Source organism: Streptomyces sp. BPTC-684, assembly GCF_030028635.1.
Classification (GTDB): domain Bacteria; phylum Actinomycetota; class Actinomycetes; order Streptomycetales; family Streptomycetaceae; genus Streptomyces; species Streptomyces noboritoensis.
Window position 1 is genome coordinate 3,581,670 of the sequence record NZ_CP124863.1, and the last position, 24,304, is coordinate 3,605,973.

Below are 24,304 nucleotides of genomic sequence, written 5' to 3' on the forward strand. Positions count from 1 at the left end.
CGATGAGGGCTTGCGCCCTGTTTCGAGCCTATGGGGGGCGGCGACATGGTGGACGACAAGGCATTAGCGGATGCCCCGGCGCTGGCCGTTCTGGAACTGCTCGCACTGGATTCACCCCCCGGGCACTTTCAGGAGTTGCTCGACCGCGCCCGTCGCGAAAAGCTGCCCCGGATGCCGATGGAGGAACTGGAAAGGGCGACCCGTCTCGCCCTGAAAATCCAGGCCTCCAGTCATCAGCGCCGGCAGCGGGAGTCCGTCATGGCCGACTTGGTCAACACCGTCCACGACATGACGATTCCCTACGACCCCGACACCTTGCTCAAGGTCATCACGAGCCGCGCTCGAAGACTGCTGGGGTTCGACATGGCCTACATCAGCCTGCGCAGGCCCGGCGGCGGCTCGTACGTGCACAGTTCGGACGGCGACACCACCTCGCTCAACGTGGGGCTCGTGGTCGAGGAGAGCCGGGGCCTGGGCGAGATGGCCCACGAGTCGGGCGCGCCCTACTGGACCTCGGACTACCTCAACGACGACCGCATCCCGCACGGCGAACAGCTCGACGCGGTCGTACGGGCCGAGGGGCTGCACGCCATCATGGTCGTCCCGATCCACCAGAGCGGGGTGCCGATCGGGGCGTTGTACGGGGCGGACCGGGTCGTCCGGCACTTCACGCCCGACGAGATCAGCTTCATGCGGTACCTCGCGGACTTCGCCGCGGTCGCCCTGGAGAAGGCCCGCCTCCTGGACCGCTCCCAGAAGGAGATCGCCGAGCTGCGGGTGGCGGGCGTCCGGGCGCGGGCCACCATCGCACGGACGCGGCAGCTGTCCGGGGCCCTGGCCGCGCTGGTCCACCTGGTCCTCTCCGGCGGCGAGCTGCACGAGCTCGCGAAGGCCGCCGCCGGGACCCTGGACGCCGGGCTCGTGGTGAGCGACGGCTGCGGGCGCACCCTCGTCTGCGCCGGGGAGCCACCCGGGCTCGATCAGGCGCGCACACGCGACGCCGCCCTGGAGGCGCACGCGGCGGGCGGCCCGGTGGAGGTCGCGGAGAACGTCTGGGCGGCCCCCGTCGGCGCGGGCGGGGAGCGCGGCCTGGTGCTGCTGCGGGCCGACCGGGCGCTCACCGAGGACGAGCGGGCCTTCTTCGGCTCGGTGGGGCAGACGGTGGCGCTGCTGCTCGTGGTGCAGCGCAGCACGGCCGTGGCCGAGGGGCCGCTGCGCGACGAGTTCTTCGACGGGTTGCTCACCGCCGTCGCCCAGCCGCCGGGACAACTCGCCCGCCAGGCCCACCAGTTGGGCATCGACGCGGACGCGCCGTACGTCGTGGTGGTGGCTCGGCCGGAGGGCGGGGAGCACGGCAAGGCGGTGGTGTGGTCCTCGTCGTACGCGTACCGCAGCTCCGGGCTGATGAAGGTGCACGAGGGCGACATCGTGCTGCTGCTGCCCGGCACCGACGCCTCGGCCGTCGCCCGCGCCGTCTCCGGCGAGCTGTCGCCGCTGCTCGCCGAGCCCGTCACGGTGGCCTCGGCGGGCCCCGCCGCCTCGCTCGCCTCGGTGGCCCAGGTCTACCAGGAGGCGCTGCGCTGCTTCGACGCGCTGCTCGCGCTCGACGGGGCGGGCAGCGCCGCGTCCATCGACGACCTGGGCTTCCTCGGGCTGCTGCTCTCCGACGACCACGACGTCGACGGGTTCGTCGCCTCGGTCATCGGGCCGGTGCTCGACCACGACGCCGAGCGCGCGACGCACCTGGTGGCGACGATGGAGGCGTACTTCGCCGCGGGCAGCAGCCCGACCCGCGCGGCGGGCGGCCTGCACGTCCACCCCAACACGGTGACCCGCCGCCTCGATCGCATCACGGAGCTGCTCGGCCCCGGCTGGCAGCAGCCCGAGCGCGCCACCGAGGCGCAGCTGGCGCTGCGGCTGCTGCGCGCCCGGGACGTCCTGCGCCGCCGCCGGGAGGCGGTGCTCGGGCAGCGGGAGGCCGCCGCCGGCCCGCAGGACGCCCCGGGGAGTCAGGACACCTTGGGGAAGTAGCCCTCCGCCGGCCTGCGGCTCGCGGTCAGGACCTCCAGGGCGTGCGCCGCCGAGGCCAGCGTCATGTGGCAGTGCCAGCCGCGCAGCGACCGCCCCTCGAAGTCCCGCAGCCCCGACCGGTCCCCGTGGTCCGCGAGGTCCCGGCCGACCCGGTCGGCCAGCCGGGTCAGGCTCAGCAGCGTGGACGTGGGCACGCCGCCCATGTTGGTGAGCCACAGCTGGGTGGGCGCCCGGTGCGCCTCCTCCCACTCCCCGACCAGCGCGAGCCCGCCCTCGCGGGCGTCCCGCACCACCGGCGTCCCGCCCGGCAGTCCGACCCGCACCTTGACCGCGGGAGTGTGCCGTACGCCCGAGGGCGCGCCCGGGTCGAACCTGCCGACCCGCTGGCGGCGCCCCTTGACCGAGTCGAGGATCCGCTGCACCGGCAGCGGCCCGGTGCCGAACCGGGCCAGGGCGGGCTCCTCCACGGTGAACAGCGAGGCGGCCCCGACGCGGGCGAGCACCGGCACCCCGGCCGCGCCGAACCGCCGCACCAGCGCCTCGGGGTCGCGCACCGGCAGATCCAGCACCACGGGCAGCAGCGGGGCGCCGTGCAGACCCGCGAACTCAAGCGCCGCGGTGGTGGCGCACTCCTCCGGCGTCTCGGCGGTGTGCCGGGAGGACCTTCCGCCGGACGCACCGGAGGCCGTACCCTCCTGCTCGCCCCGCGTTCCGGGCAGGACCAGGCGCCAGTTGACCGGCGCCGCCGCCTCCTCGGAGGCACACCACACGCCGAAGGCCTGCTGGCCGTGGAACATCTGGTTGCGGTAGAGGTCGAAGCTGCGGCCCACGCCCACCGAGTGGCTGCCGGACTTGGGGATCGACATCTGCCGCACCACCCAGGCCTGCGGCGAGATCACCTGGCCGAGCCAGCAGGCCAGCGCCTCGCGCACCGGCCGCCACTCCCAGGTGGAGTTGCAGATGAAGTGGTGCAGGGTCTGCTCAAGGGTGGGATCGCCCAGACAGGCCGCCACGTTCCTGATGGACCGGCGCCCCTTCGCCGTGAGCAGCCCGCGCAGATACTGCTCCCCCTTGTGCCGCTGGTCCCGCCTCGGTAAGGAGGAGAACAGCACGTTGCTCATGTCCCTGAGCATGAACTCGCGCTCGTACATGACCGCCGGTGAAGTCCGCTGCGACGGCACGGCGCGACGATTCCATACAGGCCTCATACTGTCGGCGGGAACGCTCACCGGAAACCCCCTCCAAGAGCTGTTTGAGCGGCTGGTCGAAGCCACCGTTCCGAGAATGGCCGGTACTCGACGGGCGGGCGAGGTGCAGGGGGCACCCCATCGCGCCGCCGCGTGGGTGGCTCGCCACTGCGAGGCCGCCGGCGCACCCGTTCCCGGCGCGGCGCCACGCGGTACGGTGCGCCCCGGTGGTGACTGCGCCACCGCGTACCCGGCACGCGGTGCCGCGCGGCGCGCGCGCAAGTCGCCGGGGCCCGTCCCGGCCGGATCCCGTCGGCGGCGCCGGAACGCACACTCCGTCAAGTCGGGCCGAGGTTGTGCCCGTACTTCCGGGAGTCCTGGAAACCCGCTTCGGTTTTGCTCGCGCGGTCGGCGAGGCTCGGCGTCCGGCCGCTTGCTGATCCGCCTTCGGGTGAGCGGTGCCACGCCACCCTGGGAGGTATCAGGTGCACAGCGTCCACACGTTCCTCCGCTCGTTCCCCGCAGTGCAGCAACCGGACTGGGAAGGCCACGCGGAACTCGTACGGGTCAGGCAGGAGCTCGCCGCGCTGCCACCGCTCGTCGAGGCGGACGACGTCGCACACCTCCGCACGCGGCTGGCCGAGGTCGCGGCCGGGCGGGTCCAGGTCGTCCAGTCCGGCGACTGCGCCGAGGACTGGGCGGAGAACAGCCACGGCGACGTGGCCCGCAAGGTGGGGCTGCTCGACATGCTGGCCGGGGTCATGCGGATGACCTCGCACAAGCCCGTCCTGCGGGTCGGGCGCCTGGCCGGCCAGTACGGCAAGCCCCGCTCCCGGCCCACCGAGACGGTCGCCGGGGTCGAACTCCCCGTCTACCGCGGCCACATGGTCAACGCCCCCGAGCCTGACCCCGAGTTACGCAGGCCCGACCCCACCCGGATGCTCACCGGCTACCGGTCGGCGCGCGGCATCCTGGAGCTGCTCGGCTGGAGCGGCCCGGCGCGCGGGGCACGGCACGAGGCGCCGGTGTGGACCAGCCACGAGGCGCTGCTGCTCGACTACGAACTGCCGATGGTGCGCACCCAGGACGACGGCCGCCTGCTGCTCACCTCCACCCACTGGCCGTGGATCGGCGAGCGCACCCGCCAGGTGGACGGCGCCCATGTGGCGCTGCTCGCGGCCGTGGCCAACCCGGTGGCCTGCAAGGTGGGCCCGGGCATGACCTCGGCGGACCTGCTGGCGCTCTGCGAGAAACTGGACCCCGAGCGGGTGCCCGGGCGCCTCACGCTGATCGCCCGGATGGGCGCGGACACCGTGGGGGAGCGGCTGCCGTCGCTCGTGGCGGCGGTGCGCGCGGCGGGCCACCCGGTGATCTGGCTGACCGACCCGATGCACGGCAACACCGTCAACGGCCCCGAGGGCCTCAAGACGCGGCTGGTGAAGACCGTCGTACGGGAGGTCGTGGAGTTCCACCGCGCGGTCACCGCGGCGGGCGGCACCGCGGGCGGCATCCATCTGGAGACCACCCCGGACGACGTCACCGAGTGCGTCACCGACCAGGACCGGCTGCACGAGGTCGGCGACAAGTACACGAGCTTCTGCGACCCCCGCCTCAACCCACGCCAGGCGGTCTCGGTGGCCTCGGCCTGGCTGGGCTGACGCGATTGGGGGCCCTCCGGGCCCCGTAAGGGGCGCGGGGAACTGCGCGACCAGCCACAGACGGCCCGCAGCCGAGCATGACTCCGTACGCACCGGCACAGCGAAAGGACCACCCATGGCGGGCTTGCCCTCCATCGACCCGTATCCGATGCCCTCCGAGGGCGACCTCCCCGCGAACACCGCGACCTGGAAGGTCGACCAAACCCGCGCCGTGCTGCTCGTCCACGACATGCAGCGCTACTTCCTGCGGCCGTTCCCGGCCGACCAGGCGCCCGGCGCCGCCCTCGTGCGCAACGCCGCGCTGCTGCGCGAGAGCTGCGCGGCGGCCGGGATCCCGGTGGCGTACACCGCGCAGCCCGGCGGGATGAGCGACCAGGAGCGCGGGCTGCTGAAGGACTTCTGGGGGCCGGGCATGCGGGTCGCCCCGGAGGACCGCAAGGTGATCGACGAGCTCGAACCGGGCGCGGACGACTGGGTGTTCACCAAGTGGCGCTACAGCGCGTTCTTCAAGTCGGACCTCCTGGAGCGGATGCGCGCGGCCGGCCGCGACCAGCTGATCGTCTGCGGGGTGTACGCGCACGTGGGCATCCTGATGACGGCGGTGGAGGCGTTCACCAACGACATCCAGCCCTTCCTGGTCGCCGACGCGGTCGCGGACTTCTCCGAGCAGTACCACCGCCTCGCCCTCGACTACGCGGCCGAGCGCTGCGCCGTGGTCACCACCGCCAAGTCGGTCCTCGCCGAGCTGGCCCCCGCGGACGGAGCCGGGCGATGACCGACGGACTCCCCTCGGACCTGCTGGGCCGGGTGCTCACCCAGAGCCCCGCCGCGTACGCCCTGCTGCACCGGCCCGAGACGCTGGGCCGCGACGTCCTCGAAGTGCTGCTCGGCGAGGTGTCCGCCGTCGACGCGCTGGCGCGGATACCGCTGCCGGACGCGCCCACCGGCGGGGGTGCCCGCCACGAGGTGCTCGCGGTCGTCCCGTACCGGCAGATCTCCGAGCGCGGCTTCACCAGCACCGACGACGGCGAGCCGCTGCTCGTCATGTCCGTCGAGGAGCAGGGCGAACTGCCGCTCGACGAGGCGTTGCGGCGGCTGCCCGACGAGCCCGTCACCCTCACCGACGGCCGCTTCGACGTGCACGACGACAGCTACGCGGAGATCGTGCGCGACGTCATCGAGCGCGAGATCGGCAACGGCGAGGGCGCCAACTTCGTCATCAAGCGCGCCTTCGTCGCCGACATCACGCCGTACACCCCGCACAGCGCCCTGTCGTTCTTCCGGCGCCTGGTCGAGCGGGAGTCCGGCGCGTACTGGACGTTCCTGGTGCACACCGGCGGGCGCACCTTCGTCGGCGCCAGCCCCGAGCGGCACGTCAGCCTGCACGGCGGCACCGCCGTGATGAACCCCATCAGCGGCACCTACCGCTACCCGGAGGCGGGCCCCGACCTGCCCGGAGTGATGGCCTTCCTGGCCGACCGCAAGGAGGCCGACGAGCTCTACATGGTCGTCGACGAAGAGCTCAAGATGATGGCGCGGATCTGCGAGGGCGGCGGCCGGGTCGTCGGCCCGTACCTCAAGGAGATGGGCCGCCTCGCGCACACCGAGTACTTCATCGAGGGCCGCACCGGCCACGACGTGCGCGACATCCTGCGCGAGACGATGTTCGCCCCCACCGTGACCGGCAGCCCGCTGGAGAGCGCCTGCAAGGTGATCACGCGGTACGAGCCGGAGGGGCGCGGCTACTACAGCGGCGTCATGGCCCTCATCGGCCGCGACGAGCACGGCGGGCGCACCATGGACTCCGCCATCCTCATCCGCACCACCGACATCAGCGACGAGGGGCGGCTCAGCATCGGCGTGGGCGCGACCCTGGTGCGCCACTCCGACCCGGTGAGCGAGGTCGCCGAGACCCGGGCGAAGGCGGCAGGGCTGCTCGCCGCCCTCGACGCGGGTCCCGCCGGCGCACCCCGCCCGGCCGCCGTCGAGCGGTTCGCCGGGCACGCCCGGGTGCGCGAGGCGCTGGAGCGCCGCAACGACCGCATCGCCCGCTTCTGGCTGCGAGACCCCGCGCAGCGGGCGGCCCCCGTCGAGGAGCTCGCCGGGCGCAGCGTGCTGATCGTGGACGCGGAGGACACCTTCACCTCGATGATCGGCCATGAACTGGCCGCCCTGGGCCTTGAGGTGACGGTCCGTCGGTTCGACGAGCCGTACGAGGCAGCCGACCACGACCTGGTCGTCATGGGCCCCGGCCCGGGCGACCCCCGGGAGACCGCCCACCCCAAGATCGCGCATCTGCGGGGCGCGGTGACCCGGCTCCTCGACGACCGGCGCCCGTTCGTGGCCGTCTGCCTCAGCCACCAGGTCCTGTCGACCCTGCTGGGCCTGGGCCTGGCCCGGCGCGACACCCCCAACCAGGGCGTCCAGAAGGAGATCGACCTGTTCGGCGCGTACGAGCGGGTGGGCTTCTACAACACGTTCGCCGCCCGCAGCGCCGACGACAAGCTCACCCACCCCGACCACGGCGTCATCGAGATCAGCCGCGACCCGGACACGGGCGAGGTGCACGCGCTGCGCGGCCCGGGCTTCGCCTCGATGCAGTTCCACGCCGAGTCGGTGCTCACCGAGGACGGTGTACGGATCCTCGCCGAGGCCCTGGCCGGAGTGGTCCGCTCCGGCGGCGGACCGCTGGCGGGGGAGGCGCGCCGAGCTCGCTGAGAAGGGCGGCGTTTATGTTGTGGGGAGCCCGCGCCCCGCACCCGCCGCCAAGGAGGGCACCCCGTGCCGTACACCCCCGCTGCCGCAGAAGCGCTCCTCACCGCACCCGGGGCGCCCTTCGCCGTCGAGCGGGGCCCGGACGGGGTGCCCGTCTACGCCGGGGGCCCGCGGACCCTGCGCGAGTTCGTGGAGGTCACCTGGGCGTACGGCGACCGGCCCTTCCTGGTGGCGGAGAGCGGCACCCACACCTACGCCGAGTTCTTCGCGGCCGCCTCCGCGCTGGCCCGGCGGCTGGTCGAGGGGTACGGGCTGCGGCCCGGCGACCGCGCGGTGGTGGCGATGCGGAACCTGCCCGAGTGGCACATCGCGTTCTGGGCCGCGCAGCTGGCCGGTCTGGTGGCGGTGCCGCTGAACGCCTGGTGGACCGAGGCCGAGCTCGCGTACGCGCTCGACGACTGCGCGCCCGGTGTGCTGCTCGTGGACGGGGAGCGGCTGGCGAGGGTCGAGGGGTGGGCGCGTAAGGCGCGGGTGCCGGGCGTGGTCTTCGAGGGCGCGGGCGTGCTGCCCGAGGGCTTCGAGGCGTACGAGGACCTGGGCCCGTCCGATCCCGCCGCCGGGCCGCCGGACGTGACGGTCTCGCCCGAGGACGACGCCACGATCATCTACACCTCCGGCACCACCGGCCGCCCCAAGGGCGCCGTCGCCACCCACCTCGCCCAGGCCGGGGCGGCGATGAACCCCCGCTTCCACGCGGCCGCCTCCGCGCTGGGCCGGGGCCTGGTGCCGGGGCAGGGGCCCGCGCCGGTGTCCCTGGTGACGTACCCCTTCTTCCACGTCGCCGGGTTCAGCGGGTTCTACTCGGTGATGGGGTCGGGCGGCACCCTGGTCATGATGCGCAAGTGGGACGCCCGGCGGGCGCTCGCACTGATCCGCGAGCACGGCGTGACCCACTACGCGGGCGTCCCCACCACCGCCCTGCAACTGCTCGACGAGGCCGAGCGGGCGGGCGACCCGATGGACTCGCTGCGGATGTTCAACACCGGCGGGTCCAGCGCGCCGCCCACCCTGGTGGGGCGGCTCACCGCGCGGTACGGGGAGCGGATAGAGCCGCGCAACGGGTACGGGCTGACCGAGACCAGCGGGGGAGTGCTGGCCAACTTCGGTGCGGAGTACCGGGAGTGGCCGGGCAGTGTGGGCCGCCCGACGCCCACCACCGAGGCGCGGGTCGTCGGGCGCTCCGGCGCGGACGTGCCGGACGGCGAGGTGGGCGAGCTCTGGCTGCGCGCCCAGTCGAACGTGCGCGGCTACTGGAACGACCCTGCCGCCACCGCGCTCGCCTTCGTGGACGGCTGGTTCCGGACCGGGGACCTGGCGGTGGCCCGGGACGGCCGTTTCGCGGTCGTCGACCGGATCAAGGACGTGGTGATCCGGGGCGGCGAGAACGTCTACTGCGTGGAGGTCGAGTCGGTCCTGCACGGGCACCCGGCGGTGCTCGACGCGGCGGTGGTGGGGATGCCGCACGTTCTGCTGGGGGAGGAGGTGGCGGCGGTGGTGCAGGTGGCTGCGCCGGTCGGTGCGGAGGAGCTGCGGGCGTACGCGAGCCGCGTCCTGGCCGCGTTCAAGGTGCCCGCGCACGTGCTCGTGCGAACCGTTCCCCTGCCGCGCAACGCGACGGGAAAGGTGCTGAAGCGGGAGCTGCGGGCGGAGGTGGCCGCGGCTTTGGCATCCCCCACCCCACCCCTTCCCTAAAGCCCTGGCCGGGCGGCTGTCGTCCGTCTGCAGACCGTGCGTGGTTGCTCGCGCAGTTCCCCGCGCCCCTTAGGTGCCGCTGCGCGGCAATCCCCTGGGCGCCCCGCAGGGGCGCATTTTTAGGGGCGCGGGGAACTGCGCGACCAGCCCCCACCGGCCCGCAGACGGAATCTCAGCCCCGGGTCACCCGCACGCGGTAGTTGCCCAGCTCGTCCGCGCCCAGGACCGAAACACGGACGCCCCGCTCCCGGTCCGTGAACGCCTCCCCCGCCGCGAACGGCGCGTCGGACAGCTCCGCGTGGACGTTGGGACGGCGGGTGCAGCCACCGCTGTCCTTGGCGCTGTCCGCGACAGTGATGGGCCCACGCCCCGTATCCACGTCCGTGCTCACCCGGTACACAAGAACCCCCGGCTTGCACACCGCCTCGTCGTTCCCCGAACGGGTCCGCACTTCGAGCGCGTACCCGGACTCGTCCGACAGAGGGACGAAGACCAGCTTGCGTCCGCCCCCCGCCGCGGACAGCGGGCGAAGCACGTACTCGCTCACGCTCGCCGCCGCCGACGCGCACCCCACCTGCGAGTTGTCCAGCCACCCCAGCTTCCACTTGTGCCAGCCGAGCATGTCGTTGTTGGCGCCCCAGTCCTCGGACATGATGTCCCAGTGGCCGACCGCGCCCCCGCCCTCGGGCGTGTACAGGTCGGGCAGCCCGAAGACGTGGCCGTTCTCGTGCGGCAGCACCCGGTAGCCCGTCTCGCGGTACGAGCCGGAGCCGTCGTCCTGGCGGCTGTAGACGAAGGACGTGTTGGAGAGCGGCACGCCGTCCGCGAGCGGCGCGTCCTCGTTCCCGGAGAACGTCACCGACAGCACCGTGTCCAGCGCCGACGGCCCCGCGTTCGGCGACATCAGGATGTTGACCAGGTCGTACGCCGCGAAGTTCACCTTGGAGTCGGCCGCCGCCACGATGTCCTTGACCAGCCGCCGGTAGCCCGGCTCGTACGGCGAGCCGCGCTCGATGCCGTACGCCGAGAACGCCTGAGGCATCCGCAGCCACTGCGGGAGGGGGGCGTCGGGCCGGTAGTCGAGCCGCCCGTACGACGCGGTGCGGAACCACCGGGTGGTCTGCGGGAAGAACTCCGCGTACCGGCTCAGCGCGGACTCCGTGCCCTGCGCGTCCGGGAAGTCGACCATCAGGGTGAGCGCGCGGACCGTGCCCGTGGAGTGGGCGTAGCCGGGCGGGGTGGGCAGGCCCTCCGACATCTGCACGCCGAGCGTGGCGGTGATCCGGCACGGGCCGAGCGCCGTCTCGCCGCCGGTGGCCACCGGCCCGGCCGACGCCCGCAAGGGGGGCGCCAGGGTGGTGCTGCCCGAGGTCATCGAGGCGAGCACGACGGCGGCGAGGGCCGCGCCCGCGAGGGTGCGGCGGCGGCGCGGGTCGCGCGGCCCGCCGGATATCCGACGGCGCGGTCTGCCGGACTCCTCCATGCGCACGCTCGCCTTCGGCCACCGGCAGCAGGCCGTTCCTGACTGCGCTCGTGCGATCACCCTGTGTCGGGCGTGTCGCGGGCGCGCGCTGGGTGGGCCGGGCGTGTGGTTTCCACAAGAGGAAGCTGTGACTCAGGTCACACCAAACAGGTCACCCGGCCGGAAATAACCGGGGAGCCTTTCCCCGTTTGCACCTGTGTCCCGCCGAAACGGGGAGAGCTTCCCCGGTTCCGGAGACTTCCGGAGACCCCCGGAGGCGCTCCGCTTCCGGTGGGGACGACGACTTCGTACGTACGAGAAGGAGCACGCCGTGTCGACCGCCACCCCGACCACCGCAGCGGAGCCCCGTCGCGCCCCGCGGCCGCGGGCCGACGCCCTGCGCAACCGGGAGCGGATCATCGCGGCCGCGCGCGAGATGTTCGTCGAGGAGGGCGCCATGGTGCCGCTCGACGAGATCGCCAAGCGCGCGGGCATCGGCAACGCCACGCTCTACCGGCACTTCAAGGACCGCGGCGAGCTGATCACCAGCGTGGTGCTCGCGGTCATGGAGCGGGTCTCGACGGCCGCGGAGACCGCGACCGCCGAGGAGCCCGACGCCTTCGCCGCGCTGCGGCGGTTCGTGTTCGCGGCGGCCGACGAGCGCATCGGCGCCCTGTGCCCGATGCTCTCCGAGGGCTTCGACAAGGACCTGCCGGAGATCGACGCCGCCCGCGAGCGACTGGACGAGGCCGTCCGGGACCTCATGGCGCGGGCCCGGCGCAGCGGCCAGTTGCGCGACGACGTCGACGTGGGCGATTTGATGGTCGCCCTCACCCAGCTCACCCGGCCGCTGCCGGGCACCGCGTGCCCGAACATGGACCGGTTCGTCCACCGCCACCTCCAGCTCTTCCTCGACGGGCTCACGGCCCCGGCGCGGTCCGGGCTGCCGGGGACGGCGGCGACCCTGCAGGACCTCAGCCGGCCGTAACCGATCCCGCGGCCGGGCGGCGACTCCGCTTTCCGCACCCGTACCTCAGCACTCCGCTTTCAGCACATCGCGTCCCAAGGTGGCTACACCCATGTCGAAAACAGCCCAGGCCCCGGCCCAGGACCTCGCTCCTGACCCCAGTCGCTGGAAGGCCCTCGCCTTCATCGCGCTCGCCCAGCTCATGGTCGTGCTCGACGCGACGATCGTGAACATCGCCCTGCCCTCCGCCCAGACCGACCTGGGCATCTCCGACGGCAACAAGCAGTGGGTCATCACGGCCTACGCCCTCGCCTTCGGCGGTCTGCTGCTCTTCGGCGGCCGCATAGCCGACCTGTGGGGACGCAAGCGCACCTTCGTCGTCGGTCTGCTCGGCTTCGCCGCGGCCTCCGCGCTCGGCGGCGCGGCCACCGGCGAGGCCATGCTGCTCGGCTCCCGCGCGCTCCAGGGCGCGTTCGGCGCGCTGCTCGCGCCCGCCGCGCTCTCCCTGCTCGCGGTGATGTTCACCGATGCCAAGGAGCGCGCCAAGGCGTTCGGCATCTACGGCGCGATCGCGGGCGGCGGCGGCGCCGTCGGCCTGATCCTCGGCGGCTTCCTCACCGAGTACCTGAACTGGCGCTGGACCTTCTTCGTCAACATCCCGTTCGCGATCGTCGCGGCCGCCGGTGCCTACTTCGTCATCCGCGAGCCCTCCGGCACCCGCAACCGCTCGCCGCTGGACGTCCCCGGCGTGGTCCTGTCCACCCTCGGCCTGGTCGCCCTGGTGTACGGCTTCACCCGCGCCGAGTCGGCCGGCTGGTCCGACACGCTGACCGTGTCGATGTTCGTCGCCGCGGCCGTGCTGCTGCTCGCGTTCGTGGCCACCGAGGCCAAGGTCAAGAACCCGCTGCTGCCGCTGCGCGTGGTCACCAACCGCAACCGGGGCGGGGTCTACCTCTCCCTCGGCCTCGCGATCATCGCGATGTTCGGCCTCTTCCTCTTCCTGACGTACTACCTCCAGGTCGTGAAGGGCTACTCGCCGGTCAAGACCGGCTTCGCGTTCCTGCCGATGATCGCGGGCATGATCACCGGCTCCACCCAGATCGGCGCCCGGCTGATGACCCGGGTCCCGCCGCGCCTGCTGATGGGCCCCGGCTTCCTGACCGCCGGCATCGGCATGCTGATCCTGACCCAGCTCCAGATCGACACCTCGTACGCCGGGCTGATCCTGCCGGCGCAGATCCTGCTGGGCCTCGGCATGGGCACCGCCTTCATGCCGGCCATGTCGCTGGCCACGATCGGGGTCGAGCCGCGTGACTCGGGTGTCGCCTCCGCCATGGTCAACACCTCGCAGCAGGTGGGCGGCGCCATCGGCACGGCTCTGCTGAACACCATCGCGGCCTCGGCCACCACGGCGTACGTCACCTCGCACGCCGCCGGGGCCAAGAGCGTGGAGCTGCTGAAGCTCCAGGCGATGGTGCACGGCTTCACCAGCGCCATCTGGTGGGCGGTCGGCATCCTGGTGCTCGCCTCGGCGATCGCGGTCACCCTCATCAACACCGGCCGCCCGGACACCGGTTCGCTGACCGGCTCCGGCGACGGCGAGGGCGCCGAGGACGAGATCCGGGTCCCGGTGGTCGCCCACTGACGCCCGCCGCCTACGTGGGGGACGCGTAAGCGGAGAGCGAGCACACGCAAGGAACAGAACGCGGATCTGTCCGGCTCAGCGGAGCCAGGGCAGGTCCGCGTTCGCGTCCTTGGGCTGCAGGCCCTCGGCGATCGCCCGCATGATCGTCCCGAGCTGCTCGGTCTGCTCGGGGGTGAGCCGGTCGAACATCGCCTGGCGCACGGCGCTCACATGGCCGGGCGCGGTGCGCTCCACGACGGCGAAGCCCTCGTCGGTGAGCGCCGCGAACTGGCCGCGCTTGTCGGAGGGGCAGTCCTCGCGCCGCACCCAGCCGTTCTTCTCCAGGCGGGCGATCGCGTGCGAGAGCCGGGACCGGGTGATCTTGGCGCCGATGGCCAGCTCGGTCATCCGCAGCCGTCGCCTGGGCGCCTCGGAGAGCTGGATGAGCAGGCCGTAGTAGATGTGCGGCATCCCGGCGTCGCGCTGGAGCTGGCGGTCCAGATGGTCTTCGAGGAGCGTGGTGGCATGGAGGTAGGCACGCCAGGTGCGCTGCTCGTCGTCGCTGAGCCAGCGCGGCTCCTCGGCGGGGGTGGTGGTCATGGACTCCACTGTACGGCCACTCCTTGAAAGTTGAACAAGATACCGCTAATCTCGGTATAAAGGAAAGCTTTAGAGTTCAAGTAGATCCTGGGTCCAGTAGACAGGGAGTCCGCCATGACCGCCACTTCCGCAGTCGCCGCCGACGCGGCCGGTACCTCCGGTTCCGGTGCGGGACGGATGCCCGCCCTCTACCTCTCGCACGGCGCCCCGCCGCTCGCCGACGACCCCGTCTGGCCGGGCGAGCTGGCCGCCTGGTCGGCCGACCTGCCCCGCCCCAGGGCGATCCTGATGGTCTCCGCCCACTGGGAGGAGGCCCCGCTCGCCCTCGGCGCCGTCGAGACGGTCCCGCTGGTGTACGACTTCCGGGGCTTCCCCGAGCGCTACTACCAGGTGCGGTACGCGGCTCCGGGCGCCCCCGAACTCGCCGACAGTGTACGGAAGTTGCTGCGCGGCGCAGGAGCGCCGGTCCAGGACGTCCCGGACCGCGGCCTCGACCACGGCGCGTACGTCCCGCTGGTGGAGATGTACCCGGCCGCCGACATCCCCGTCCTCCAGATCTCGCTGCCCACGCTCGACCCCCGGAAGCTGATGGACATCGGACGCAAGCTCGCGCCCCTGCGCGACGAAGGCGTCCTGATCGTCGGCAGCGGCTTCTTCACCCACAACCTGGCGGCGCTGCGCCATGCGGGCGGGGTGCCCGGCTGGTCGGCCGAGTTCGACGACTGGGGAGCGCGTGCCCTGGCCGCCGCCGATGTGGACGCCCTGCTCGACTTCGCGCACAAGTCCCCGGCGGGCCGCCTCGCGCACCCCCGCACCGAGCACTTCGCCCCGCTGTTCGTGACCCTGGGCGCGGCGGAGGGCGAGCCGGGCGGGGCCCGCAGCGTCATCGAGGGCTTCTGGATGGGGCTGGCGAAGCGGTCGGTGCAGTTCGGCTGAGAGCGGTCCGGCCGGGACGGGCGCCCGAGAATCCGGGCAGTTTGGACATCCTGAGCAACCAGAAGGCGGTGCGGGTCGTCTTCAGGGTGGGAGAGCGGAACGGGGATGGGGCTCTTCCGGGGTGAAGGCAACTGTTTCGGGTGTGACGCCGGTCTCATGCGGACGGTGGTCACGGCCGCGGACGGAGAGTCCCGGCACCGGGTCTGACCTGCGCCTCTGTACGTTCCCGCGGCATCCGTCCGCCACCGGTGGCGGCACAGGGTACTGCATGATCAGGAAAATCGATGGGCGGGACGGGAATTCTGTCCGGATTCCAGCCGTTGTTTCCATCGGATGCAGGGCACCCGGGAGGGTGTCGCGACCTACACAGCAAGGGAGCACGCATGGCAACCCGCGCCGTCGCCCGTCGGACCGCAAGCAGCGGATCCAAGTCGGGGAGCAGTGTTCGCGCCGTCAGCGGGGAGATCGCCGACCGCGACCTGGTCGGGATGTACCTCGACGAGATCGCGCGCACGCCGCTGCTCGACGCCGCCAAGGAGGTCGAGCTCTCCCAGACCATCGAGGCGGGTGTGTACGCACGCCAGATCCTCGACGGCGAGGTGGAGAGCAAGGCGGGCGGCGCCTCTCGCGAGGAGCTCGAAACCCTGGTCGCCGCCGGTGACCGGGCCAAGGACCTCTTCATCCGCTCCAACCTCCGCCTCGTCGTCGCCGTGGCCCGGCGCTACCCGAGGGCGGGCCTGCCCCTGCTCGACCTGATCCAGGAGGGCAACGCGGGCCTGGTCCGCGCGGTGGAGAAGTTCGACTACGCCAAGGGCTTCAAGTTCTCGACGTACGCGACGTGGTGGATCCGCCAGGCCATCACGCGCTCGATAGCCGACCAGTCCCGCACCATCCGCCTCCCCGTCCACCTGGTGGAGGAGCTGGGCCGCATCCGCCGCGTCCAGCGCGAGTTCAACCGGGAGAACGGCCGGGAGCCGGAGCCCACCGAGGTGGCGGCGGAGCTGGGCTCCACGCCGGAGCGGGTCATCGACGTCCTGGACTGGGCGCGCGACCCGGTCTCGCTCAACATGGCGGTCGACGACCAGGGCGAGACCCAGTTCGGCGACCTCCTGGAGGACACCTCGGCGATCTCCCCCGAGCAGTCCGTGCTCACGCTGCTGCGCAGCGAGGAGCTCGACGACCTGATCGGCAAGCTCGACCAGCGCACCGCCTCCATCATCAAGATGCGGTACGGAATCGTCGACGGCCGCGAGCGCACGCTGACGGAGGTCGGCAAGGAGCACGGCCTGACCCGCGAGCGCATCCGCCAGATCGAGAAGCACGCGCTGCTCGAACTGAAGAAGATGGCACGGGACACGGGCTTCGACGCGGCGGCGTAAGCACCGCCCCCCATAGACGAGCCTCCGGCACCCACCCCCCCTGGTGCCGGGGGCTCCCCCCTTGCCCGGTTACCCCAGCCCCGGCCCCGCCGCCCGAGTGATCCGACCGCCCAGGTCCGCCAGGTACTCCGTCAACGCGACCGGTGACGCCACCGCGAACTCGCAGTCCACCAGGGCCAGCCGGACCGCCACCCACTCCAGCGACTCCGTGACCCGGGCCCGCAGCCGGCACCGCGCCTCCCCGAGCGGCACCGGCGTGCCCATCCCCGTGAGCCGCGCCGCCACGAAGTCGGCGGGCGCCTCGAACGTCACGTCCAGGTCCAGCTCCGGCTGCATCCGGGTCAGCGACCGGCTCACGAACTCCGCCGCGTCCTGCGCCGGCAGCTCCCGGGGCGCGAACCGCGACCCCGTCGCGAACGGGGACTCCACCCGGTCGACCCGGAACGTACGCCAGTCCTCGCGCTCGATGTCGTACGCGACGAGGTACCACCGCCGCCCCGTCGACACCAGCCGGTACGGCTCGACCTGGCGGCGCGACTCGCTGCCGTCGCCCTTGCGGTAGTCGAACCGCAGCCGCTCCTTGCCGGTGACGGCCGACGCCATCACGGTCAGCGTGTGCGGGTCGACACTCGCGCCGTCGCCCCGCCACGGCCCCACCAGCGGCATCGTCGCGGCCTGGAGGGTGGCGACCCGGTGCCGCAGCCGGGACGGCAGCACCTGCTCCAGCTTGGCCAGCGCCCGTACCGAAGCCTCCTCCACCCCGTCGACCGCGTGCCCCGCGCCCGCCCGCAGCCCGACCGCGATGGCCACGGCCTCCTCGTCGTCGAGGACCAGCGGCGGCATCGCCTTCCCGGCGACCAGGCGGTACCCGCCGTCCGTGCCCAGGGTCGCCTGGACCGGGTAGCCGAGTTCGCGCAGCCGGTCGACGTCCCGGCGGACCGTGCGCCGCGAGACGTTCAGCCGCTCGGCGAGCTCGCCGCCGGGCCACTCGCGGGGCGTCTGGAGCAGGGACAGGAGCTGGAGGAGCCGAGCCGGGGTGTCCGTCATGGGATACAGGATGCGGGAAAATTAGGACGCAGTCTGACCTACATACGGTCTAACTTCTTTCCATGACCTCCACCACGACCAATCCCCCAGAAGCCGCGAGCCCCGGCACAGCGGCCGCCGCGAACGACCGCCGACGGTGGTTCGCCCTGGCCATCGTGATGACCGCGGCCTTCATGGACCTGGTCGACGTCACGATCGTCAACGTAGCGATTCCCTCGATCCAGAAGGACACCGGGGCGACCTTCGCCTCGATCCAGTGGATCACCGCGGGTTACGGCCTGGCGTTCGCCGCCGGTCTGATCACCGGTGGCCGCCTCGGCGACATCCACGGCCGCAAGCGGCTCTTCCTCATAGGCATGACCGGCTTCACCGTCGCCTCGGCGCTCTGCGGCCTCGCGGCCAACCCGGAGATGCTGGTCGCCTCCCGCATCCTCCAGGGCGGCATGGCCTCCCTGATGGTGCCGCAGGTGCTCTCGATCATCCACGCGACCTTCCCGGCGGAGGAGCGCGGCAAGGTCTTCGGCATGTTCGGCGCGATCATCGGCCTGGGCGCGGTCTCCGGCCCGATCCTGGGCGCGCTGCTGACCGAGTGGAACCTGTTCGGCCTGGAGTGGCGTCCGATCTTCCTGATCAACCTGCCGGTCGGCATCGCGGGCCTGGTCCTGGGCGCCAAGTTCATCTCCGAGTCCAAGGCGCCCAAGGCCCTCAAGCTCGACTTCGTGGGCGTCGCGCTGGTCACCCTCGGCCTGCTGATGCTGTTCTACCCGCTGACCCGCGGCCGCGAGCTGGGCTGGCCGCTGTGGGGCCACCTGTCGATGGTCGGCAGCCTGGTCGTCTTCGGCGTGCTCGTGGCGTACGAGAAGCACAAGGCGGCCAAGGACGGCTCGCCGCTGGTGGAGCTCTCGCTGTTCCGGGTGAAGAGCTTCGCGGCGGGCATCGCGGTGCAGCTGACGTTCGGCATCGCGATGGGCATCTTCTTCCTGGTCTGGACGCTGTACATGCAGATCGGCCTGGGCTGGAGCGCGCTGCACGCCGGTCTGACCGGCGTCCCGTTCTCCATCGCCCTGTCGGCCGCGGCGGGCATGTCCGTGCAGACCCTGGTGCCGAAGTTCGGCCGCAAGGTGCTCCAGGCGGGCGCCCTGGTCACCGCCCTCGGCATGCTGGTCTACATCTGGGAGGCGCACCACTACGGGACGGACATCACCTCCTGGCAGATGATGGTGCCGCTGGTGGTGCTCGGCATCGGCATGGGCCTGATCGTCGCCCCGCTCACCGACGCGGTCCTCTCCGAGGTCCCGCAGGAGCACGCGGGTTCGGCGTCCGGCCTGATCAACACCGTGCAGCAGGCGGGCAACGCGCTGGGCCTCGGTCTGGTCTCGGTGGTCTTCTTCGGCGCGATCAGCGACAACCTGCCGCTCACCGAGATCGGCCCGGCGTTCTCGCACGCCTTCCAGCGCTCGCTGTGGGTCGTGACGGCGGTCTGCGTCGTGGTCTTCGTCGGGATGTTCCTGCTCCCGGCCGAGCCGAAGCAGCACCTGGAGGGCGCGGCGGACGAGGCCCCGTCCGACGGCGTCACCAAGGAGCCCGCGCTCACCCCGTGACGCGGCGCCGGTGACGAACGACGCCGGGCGCGGTGGAGAGACCTCCACCGCGCCCGGCGTCTTCTCGTACGTCAGGAGACCCGTGCCCGCCGCTCCATCGCGGCCCGCGCCGACTCCTCCGCCGCGTACACCTCGCACATGTGGCTGCCGTCCGGCGTCGCCGTGTGCTCGACCTCCCACAGGCTCAGCTCGACGCCGTCGAGGAGCAGGAACGCGTGCTCGTAGAGGATGACCCCGCCGCGCCCGCCCGCCCCGCCGTGGCCGCCCAGGGCCCGGGTGATGCGGTGGGCGAGGGCGCCGCGCAGCCGGCGGGCCACGCTCTCGCCGGGCCGGTCCGGGTTCTCGGCGCGGCGCAGCAGCCGCCGCGCGTGGTCGGCCGAGCCGTCCGCCTCGTACGTCCTGCCCGTCCCGGCGCGCTCCACCGGCGCCGGCCCGCTCAGGACCTCGAAGCCGGTCAGGCCCGGGTCCAGGTCGTCGTCCGCGAACCCGGGCGCGAGGCCCGGCAGGACCCGCTCGCGCAGCCGGGCCGCGGCCACCAGGGCGCTCTCCTCGTCCGCGTACACCTCGTTGCCCCGGCCGTGCACGACCTCCCACAGGGTGACCGTGGCGCCGTCGAGGAGGAGATAGGTGTGGCGGTAGGTCTCGCGGCTGAGCCGGGGGCGGCCGGGGCCGCCCGAGGCGTGCAGCGACGAGTGCAGCGAAGTGGCGTGCGCGAGGGCCGAGCCGAGGCTCTCGACCAGCTCGTCCGGCAGGTCGAACGAGTTCAGCGCGCGGCCGAGCAGACCGGCGAGGTGCTCCTCGGCCGTCTCGTACTCGCACTCGTTGGGCACCAAGGCGTCTCCCCGCCGTAGCTGTTCGTCACGTAGAGGGTGCTCAACGTAGCCCTTGCGCGCGCTTCGCGCAGCGGGCATGGCCGAAACATTCTCATCGGCTTGGAACGGCGGGGAAAGGCCCGGGAAAGGCGAGGGGAGGCGGCCCGGGGCGGTGCGCCGGGCCGCGCTCCGGTGGACGGTCAGCCGGCGCTGCCCGCCTGCCACTCGCTCCACGACATGTTCCAGCCGTTCAGGCCGTTGTCGGGGGCGATCGTCTTGTCGGGCGAGCCCTTGACCGTCACCACGTCACCGATCAGCGAGTGATCGAAGAACCACTTGCCGGGCGTGTCCCCCTGAGCGCCCTGGACGTCCCGGAGCCCCACGCAGCCGTGGCTGGTTCCCGCGTTGCCGAACGGGTTGCCCCGGTACCAGTAGTTGCCGTGGATGAAGGTCCCCGAGGTGGACAGGCGCATCGCGTGCGGCACGTCCTTGATGTCGTACTCGCCGCCGAAGTTGACCGTCGCGCCGTTCATCCGCGTCTCGGTGAACTTCTCGGAGATCACCATCTGCCCGTTGTACGTGGAGTGTTCGGCGCTGCCCGCCGAGATCGGGATCGTCTTGACGGTCTTTCCGTCCTGCTGCACGGTCATGGTCTGCGTCTTGGCGTCGACCGTGGAGACCTGGTTGCGGCCGATGGTGAAGGTGACGGTCTTGGACTGCACGCCGTAGACGCCGGCCGCGCCCTGCACCCCGTCCAGGGCGATCTTCATCGTCACCTTGGACCCGGCCTTCCAGTAGTCCTGCGGCCGGAAGTCGAGGCGCTGGGTGCCGAACCAGTGGCCGACCACCTGCTGGCCGCTGCTGGAGCTGACCGTGATGTGCGACTGGACGGCCTTCTTGTCGGTGATCGCCTTGTCGAAGGTGAACGAGACCGGCATGCCGACGCCGACGGTCGCGCCGTTGTCCGGCGTGTAGGTGCCGATGAAGCTGTTCTTCGAAGTGACCGTGGTGAAGGCCGAGTTCTCGGTCGCGGACCGGCCCTTGTCGTCCTTGCCGGTCGCCATGATCTTGTACTGGGTGCCGCGCTCCAGCTTCCCTGCGGGCTTCCAGGAAAGACCGTCGGCGGCGAGCGCGCCGGCCACCGCCTTGCCGGTCTGGGCCTCGGTCAGGGTCACCTGGGTGAGCTTGCCGCCCTGGGCGGTGACGGCGGTGCCGTTGATGCTGGCGTTGGCCGAGCCGTCCTTCGCCGAGATGGTGATCTTCAGCGAGGAGGCCTCCTGGGCGGCGGCCGCGTCGTCGCCCTTGCCGTCGCCCTTGCCCTTGTCGGAGCCCGACGCGCTGCCGCCGCAGGCGGTCAGGGTCAGGGCGCCGAGCAGCAGCGCCGAGGCGGCGGCGAACGCCCGCCGCCGGGTGCGCAGTTGCTGCGGGGTGCGGGACTGCGGCTGCGCGGCGGTGTCGGGCGAGGTCACGGGCTGCTCCATCTGTACGTGCGTTACTCCAGTACGTGCACAGAGCACCCATGTGGGCGGAATGGTTGCGGGCGAGGCCTGTGACTCACGCCACATGAAGGCCGGGCCCGGGGGCTCAACTCCCGTACAGATCGCGGTAGGACGGGAAGGTGCCACCGGGGCCCTCCACCCCGTCGGCGGCGAGCACGGCCTTGGTGATCGCCCGGGCCACCGCGTCCGCACCCGCCGCAAGCACGTGGTTGAGGTCGACCGGCGGCAGGGGGTCGCCGACGCCCGTGGCGAGGGCGAAGACGGTGTCGCCGTCGTGCATCAGGTGCACCGGCCGGATCGCGCGGGCCAGCCCGTCGTGCGAGGTGCCCGCGAGCTTCTGCGCCTGCGGCCGGGTGAGCGGCGCGTCGGTGGCGACGACCGCGAGCGTGGTGTTCAGGGGCGGCAGCCCGGCGGCGGCAAGGACCTCGCCGAGCCGCTTCGAGGCCGCCTCGTGGACGTCCGGTTCGGGGTACGCGATACGCCCCCGCAGCCCGTACAGCGCGCCGGTGTCGGGGTCGAGCACCGACCCCGCGGCGTTGACGACGACCAGCGCGCCCACGGTGGCGCCCGAGGGCAGGGTCACGCTCGCGGTGCCGACCCCTCCCTTGAGGCCCCCCGCGACCGCCCCGGTCCCGGCGCCGACGCTGCCCTGGGCGGCCTCGGGGCCCGCGGCCTCGGCGGCGGCCCGGCCGGTGGCCGCGTCCGGGCGGGCGCGCCAGTCGCCGCCGCGCCCGAGGTCGAAGACGCAGGCGGCCGGGACGACCGGCACCACCTGGTGCGGCTCGGGCCCCACCCGTACACCGCGCCCCCGCTCCTCCAGCCAGGCCATGACCCCGCCCGCGGCGTCGAGTCCGTACGCGCTGCCGCCCGTCAGCACCACGGCGTCGATCCGCTCGACGACGTTGCGCGGGTCGAGGGCGTCGGTCTCCCGGGTGCCGGGCCCGCCGCCGCGCACGTCGACGGCGGCGACGGCGCCGGGGGCCGGGGCGAGGACGACGGTCGTCCCGGACAGGGCGCGCTCGCCGGGGACGGAGGCGTGCCCGACGAGGAAGCCGGGCACGTCGGTGATCGAGTCGGCGCTCGCGGGCCGGGCCTTCTGATGCTCAGTCATAACTCCCGACACTACGGCGGCTGAGGGTCACGCCGACAGCGACCGTGGCGGCGGCCACCAGACCGGCGGCGAGGACGGCGCCGTGCCCGGCGAAGGTGCAGGCCAGGATCGCCACCGCCGAGACCGGCAGGGTCAGCTGCTGGGCGAGGGTCCGCTTGAAGTGGCGCGAGTGCAGGGCCCAGACGGTCAGCATGAACAGGGCGGCCGGCACGGTGACGGCGGCCGCGGCCGCCGCCGTGGAGATGTGCGCCTTGCCGACGGCCTGCTCGACCGCCACCTCCATCCCGGCCCCGATGGCGGCGGCCGAGCCGAGGATGACGAAGTGGCCGTACCCCCAGGCGAACGCCTGGCTGTTCGAGGTGAGGTGCCCGGCGATCGGCACCGCGAAGTAGATCCACCAGGCGGCGAAGACGATCAGCAGCCCGCCGCCCGCGAGCGGCAGCAGCTCGCCCAGCGCCTCGTGCTCGTCCAGCGCCTCCTGTACGGCGACGGTGGCGGCGGCGACCGTCTCGCCGAGCACGATCAGGGTGAACAGGCCGTACCGCTCGGCGATGTGGTGCGGGTGCCAGGTGCTCTGCGTGGCGCGCTCGGCGATCACGGGTACGGAGAGCTCGGCGGCCGCCAGCACCACGAACACCCAGGAGCGGGCGGTGCCGGCCGGCACGAAGAGCATCCCGATCCAGCCGAGCTGGCACACGACGAGCCCGGCGGCGTACAGCAGCGCCATCCGCCGCTCGGCCGGGTCCGCCGCGTTGCGCGCCGCCCGCAGCCACTGGCTGGTCAGGGCGAGCCGCATCACGATGTAGCCGACGACGCAGACGGTGAAGTCGCTGTCGTCGAAGGCGCGCGGCACACCGGCGGCGAGGATGAGGACGCCGGTGATCTGTACGAGCGTGACGACCCGGTAGAGCACGTCGTCGCTGTCGTACGCCGAGGCGAACCAGGTGAAGTTCATCCAGGCCCACCAGATGGCGAAGAAGACGGCCACATAGCCGGCGAGCCCGGTGCCGAGGTGCCCCTCGGCGAGCGAGTGGACGAGCCGGGCGCCGGCCTGGGCGACGGCGACGACGAAACAGAGGTCGAAGAAGAGTTCCAGGGGCGTCGCCGCGCGGTGTTCCTCGTGGCGGCTGCGTGCGGTCATGCGGGGCATGGGGGATAGGAGACCAGACGGTCCCCGTCCCCGGGCGGCAACCGGGTCCGCCGGGCGGGTTGCCCGGCGGATGCGCGACGGCCGCCGCACCTCGGCCGACGACGTGATCGCCGAGGCCCGCACGTACACGCGGTTCGTCGCGGCCGCGGGCGGCGGCGCCACCGTCAGCGGCGGCGAGCCCCTGTCCAGCCGGTCTTCACCGGGGAACTGCTGCACCGGATGAAGCACGAGCTCGGCCTGCACACCGCCCTCGACACCGCCGGCCTCCTCGGCGTCCGCGCCACCGACGCGCTGCTGAAGGACGTCGACCTGGTGCTCCTGGACATCAAGTCGTGGGACCGGGACACCTGCAAGAAGGTGACCGGCCGCCCCCTGCGGCCCACCCTGGACTTCGCCCACCGCCTCGCCGACCTCGGCCAGGACGTCTGGGTACGGTTCGTGCTCGTCCCCGGTCTCACCGACGACCCCGCCGACGTCGAGGGCGCCGCCGCCTTCGCCGCCTCCCTCGGCAATGTCTCGCGCGTCGACGTCCTGCCCTTCCACAAGCTCGGCGAGGCCAAGTGGCAGGCGCTGGGCATGCTTCACCCTGCACGACACGCCGTCCCGTCCCCGGACGAGCTCACCGCCGCCCGTGCGGCCTTCGCCGCCCACGGTCCGCACGCCGTCCGACTGGATCCACCCGCACCCGACCGAGCCCGACCGCGTCTGACTGTGCATCTGGCCGCGTCTGGCTGCATCCGACTGAAGGGTTCACCCCGCCACCCGTCAAAACA

General features: G+C 72.6%; 18 protein-coding genes and 1 pseudogene. 11 read left to right on the top strand and 8 right to left on the bottom strand.

The features are described from left to right. The first annotated feature begins 45 nt into the window (after positions 1-45). Positions 46-2,031, top strand: coding sequence for a GAF domain-containing protein (locus tag QIY60_RS16025; RefSeq protein ID WP_283143060.1), 1,986 nt, complete (start codon positions 46-48; stop codon positions 2,029-2,031). Here QIY60_RS16025 and QIY60_RS16030 read toward each other — a convergent pair. Then, entirely contained in the window at positions 2,010-3,152 is a 1,143-nt protein-coding gene (locus QIY60_RS16030; RefSeq protein ID WP_283143061.1) for a transposase, read from the bottom strand. The genes QIY60_RS16025 and QIY60_RS16030 overlap by 22 nt on opposite strands. A 551-nt stretch (positions 3,153-3,703) precedes the next feature. On the opposite strand from QIY60_RS16030, the gene QIY60_RS16035 reads away from it, so the two are divergent. The 4 genes from QIY60_RS16035 (at position 3,704) to QIY60_RS16050 (ending at position 9,343) form a co-directional block, all read left to right on the top strand. Further along, entirely contained in the window at positions 3,704-4,876 is a 1,173-nt protein-coding gene (locus tag QIY60_RS16035; RefSeq protein ID WP_283143062.1) for a 3-deoxy-7-phosphoheptulonate synthase, read from the top strand. Between the two features lie 115 nt (positions 4,877-4,991). Beyond that, positions 4,992-5,651 (top strand): isochorismatase family protein, encoded by a 660-nt coding sequence (locus QIY60_RS16040; RefSeq protein WP_283143063.1) that lies wholly within the window; start codon positions 4,992-4,994, stop codon positions 5,649-5,651. Beyond that, a complete protein-coding gene (locus QIY60_RS16045) occupies positions 5,648-7,594 on the top strand; it encodes an anthranilate synthase family protein (RefSeq protein ID WP_283143064.1) in 1,947 nt (648 codons plus the stop codon). The genes QIY60_RS16040 and QIY60_RS16045 overlap by 4 nt, the downstream gene beginning before the upstream one ends. Before the next feature lie 63 nt (positions 7,595-7,657). Continuing rightward, a complete protein-coding gene (locus QIY60_RS16050) occupies positions 7,658-9,343 on the top strand; it encodes a class I adenylate-forming enzyme family protein (protein WP_283143065.1) in 1,686 nt (561 codons plus the stop codon). 172 nt (positions 9,344-9,515) lie between these two features. On the opposite strand, the gene QIY60_RS16055 is transcribed toward QIY60_RS16050, so the two are convergent. After that, positions 9,516-10,826, bottom strand: coding sequence for a M6 family metalloprotease domain-containing protein (locus QIY60_RS16055; RefSeq protein ID WP_283143066.1), 1,311 nt, complete (start codon positions 10,824-10,826; stop codon positions 9,516-9,518). Between the two features lie 310 nt (positions 10,827-11,136). Between QIY60_RS16055 and QIY60_RS16060 the strand changes: the two genes are divergently transcribed. Then, positions 11,137-11,793 carry a TetR/AcrR family transcriptional regulator gene (locus tag QIY60_RS16060; RefSeq protein ID WP_283143067.1) on the top strand — a complete coding sequence of 219 codons (657 nt, stop codon included), beginning with the start codon at positions 11,137-11,139 and terminating at the stop codon, positions 11,791-11,793. A gap of 91 nt (positions 11,794-11,884) precedes the next feature. Next, entirely contained in the window at positions 11,885-13,417 is a 1,533-nt protein-coding gene (locus tag QIY60_RS16065) for an MFS transporter (RefSeq protein WP_283143068.1), read from the top strand. 75 nt (positions 13,418-13,492) lie between these two features. Here QIY60_RS16065 and QIY60_RS16070 read toward each other — a convergent pair whose 3' ends face one another. Then, the gene (locus QIY60_RS16070; protein ID WP_283143069.1) at positions 13,493-13,996 is read right to left on the bottom strand and encodes a MarR family transcriptional regulator; all 504 of its coding nucleotides are present in this window, start codon (positions 13,994-13,996) and stop codon (positions 13,493-13,495) included. Between the two features lie 177 nt (positions 13,997-14,173). Between QIY60_RS16070 and QIY60_RS16075 the strand changes: the two genes are divergently transcribed. Further along, positions 14,174-14,932, top strand: a complete 759-nt coding sequence (locus QIY60_RS16075) for a class III extradiol ring-cleavage dioxygenase (RefSeq protein WP_283145955.1) — start codon at positions 14,174-14,176, stop codon at positions 14,930-14,932. 383 nt (positions 14,933-15,315) lie between these two features. Continuing rightward, positions 15,316-16,311: a sigma-70 family RNA polymerase sigma factor gene (locus tag QIY60_RS16080; RefSeq protein ID WP_283143070.1), complete on the top strand. Its 996-nt coding sequence runs from the start codon at positions 15,316-15,318 to the stop codon at positions 16,309-16,311. A gap of 69 nt (positions 16,312-16,380) precedes the next feature. Here QIY60_RS16080 and QIY60_RS16085 read toward each other — a convergent pair whose 3' ends face one another. After that, a complete protein-coding gene (locus tag QIY60_RS16085; protein ID WP_283143071.1) occupies positions 16,381-17,358 on the bottom strand; it encodes a WYL domain-containing protein in 978 nt (325 codons plus the stop codon). 62 nt (positions 17,359-17,420) lie between these two features. Between QIY60_RS16085 and QIY60_RS16090 the strand changes: the two genes are divergently transcribed. Further along, a complete protein-coding gene (locus QIY60_RS16090) occupies positions 17,421-18,959 on the top strand; it encodes an MFS transporter (RefSeq protein ID WP_283143072.1) in 1,539 nt (512 codons plus the stop codon). Between the two features lie 71 nt (positions 18,960-19,030). Here QIY60_RS16090 and QIY60_RS16095 read toward each other — a convergent pair whose 3' ends face one another. The 4 genes from QIY60_RS16095 to QIY60_RS16110 all read right to left on the bottom strand — a co-directional run bounded on the left by QIY60_RS16095 (position 19,031) and on the right by QIY60_RS16110 (position 23,531). Next, complete coding sequence (locus QIY60_RS16095; protein WP_283143073.1) at positions 19,031-19,789, bottom strand: DUF6227 family protein; 759 nt, start codon at positions 19,787-19,789, stop codon at positions 19,031-19,033. A 182-nt stretch (positions 19,790-19,971) separates the two neighbouring features. Continuing rightward, positions 19,972-21,252 carry an Ig-like domain-containing protein gene (locus QIY60_RS16100; RefSeq protein WP_283143074.1) on the bottom strand — a complete coding sequence of 427 codons (1,281 nt, stop codon included), beginning with the start codon at positions 21,250-21,252 and terminating at the stop codon, positions 19,972-19,974. Between the two features lie 103 nt (positions 21,253-21,355). Beyond that, the gene (locus tag QIY60_RS16105; RefSeq protein ID WP_283143075.1) at positions 21,356-22,381 is read right to left on the bottom strand and encodes a P1 family peptidase; all 1,026 of its coding nucleotides are present in this window, start codon (positions 22,379-22,381) and stop codon (positions 21,356-21,358) included. Then, positions 22,374-23,531 (bottom strand): low temperature requirement protein A, encoded by a 1,158-nt coding sequence (locus QIY60_RS16110; protein WP_283143076.1) that lies wholly within the window; start codon positions 23,529-23,531, stop codon positions 22,374-22,376. Before QIY60_RS16110 ends, QIY60_RS16105 begins: the two co-directional genes overlap by 8 nt. A gap of 67 nt (positions 23,532-23,598) precedes the next feature. Here QIY60_RS16110 and QIY60_RS16115 point away from each other — a divergent pair. Beyond that, positions 23,599-24,197, top strand: a pseudogene (locus QIY60_RS16115) (radical SAM protein); the annotation flags it as partial. Positions 24,198-24,304: the final 107 nt, after the last annotated feature.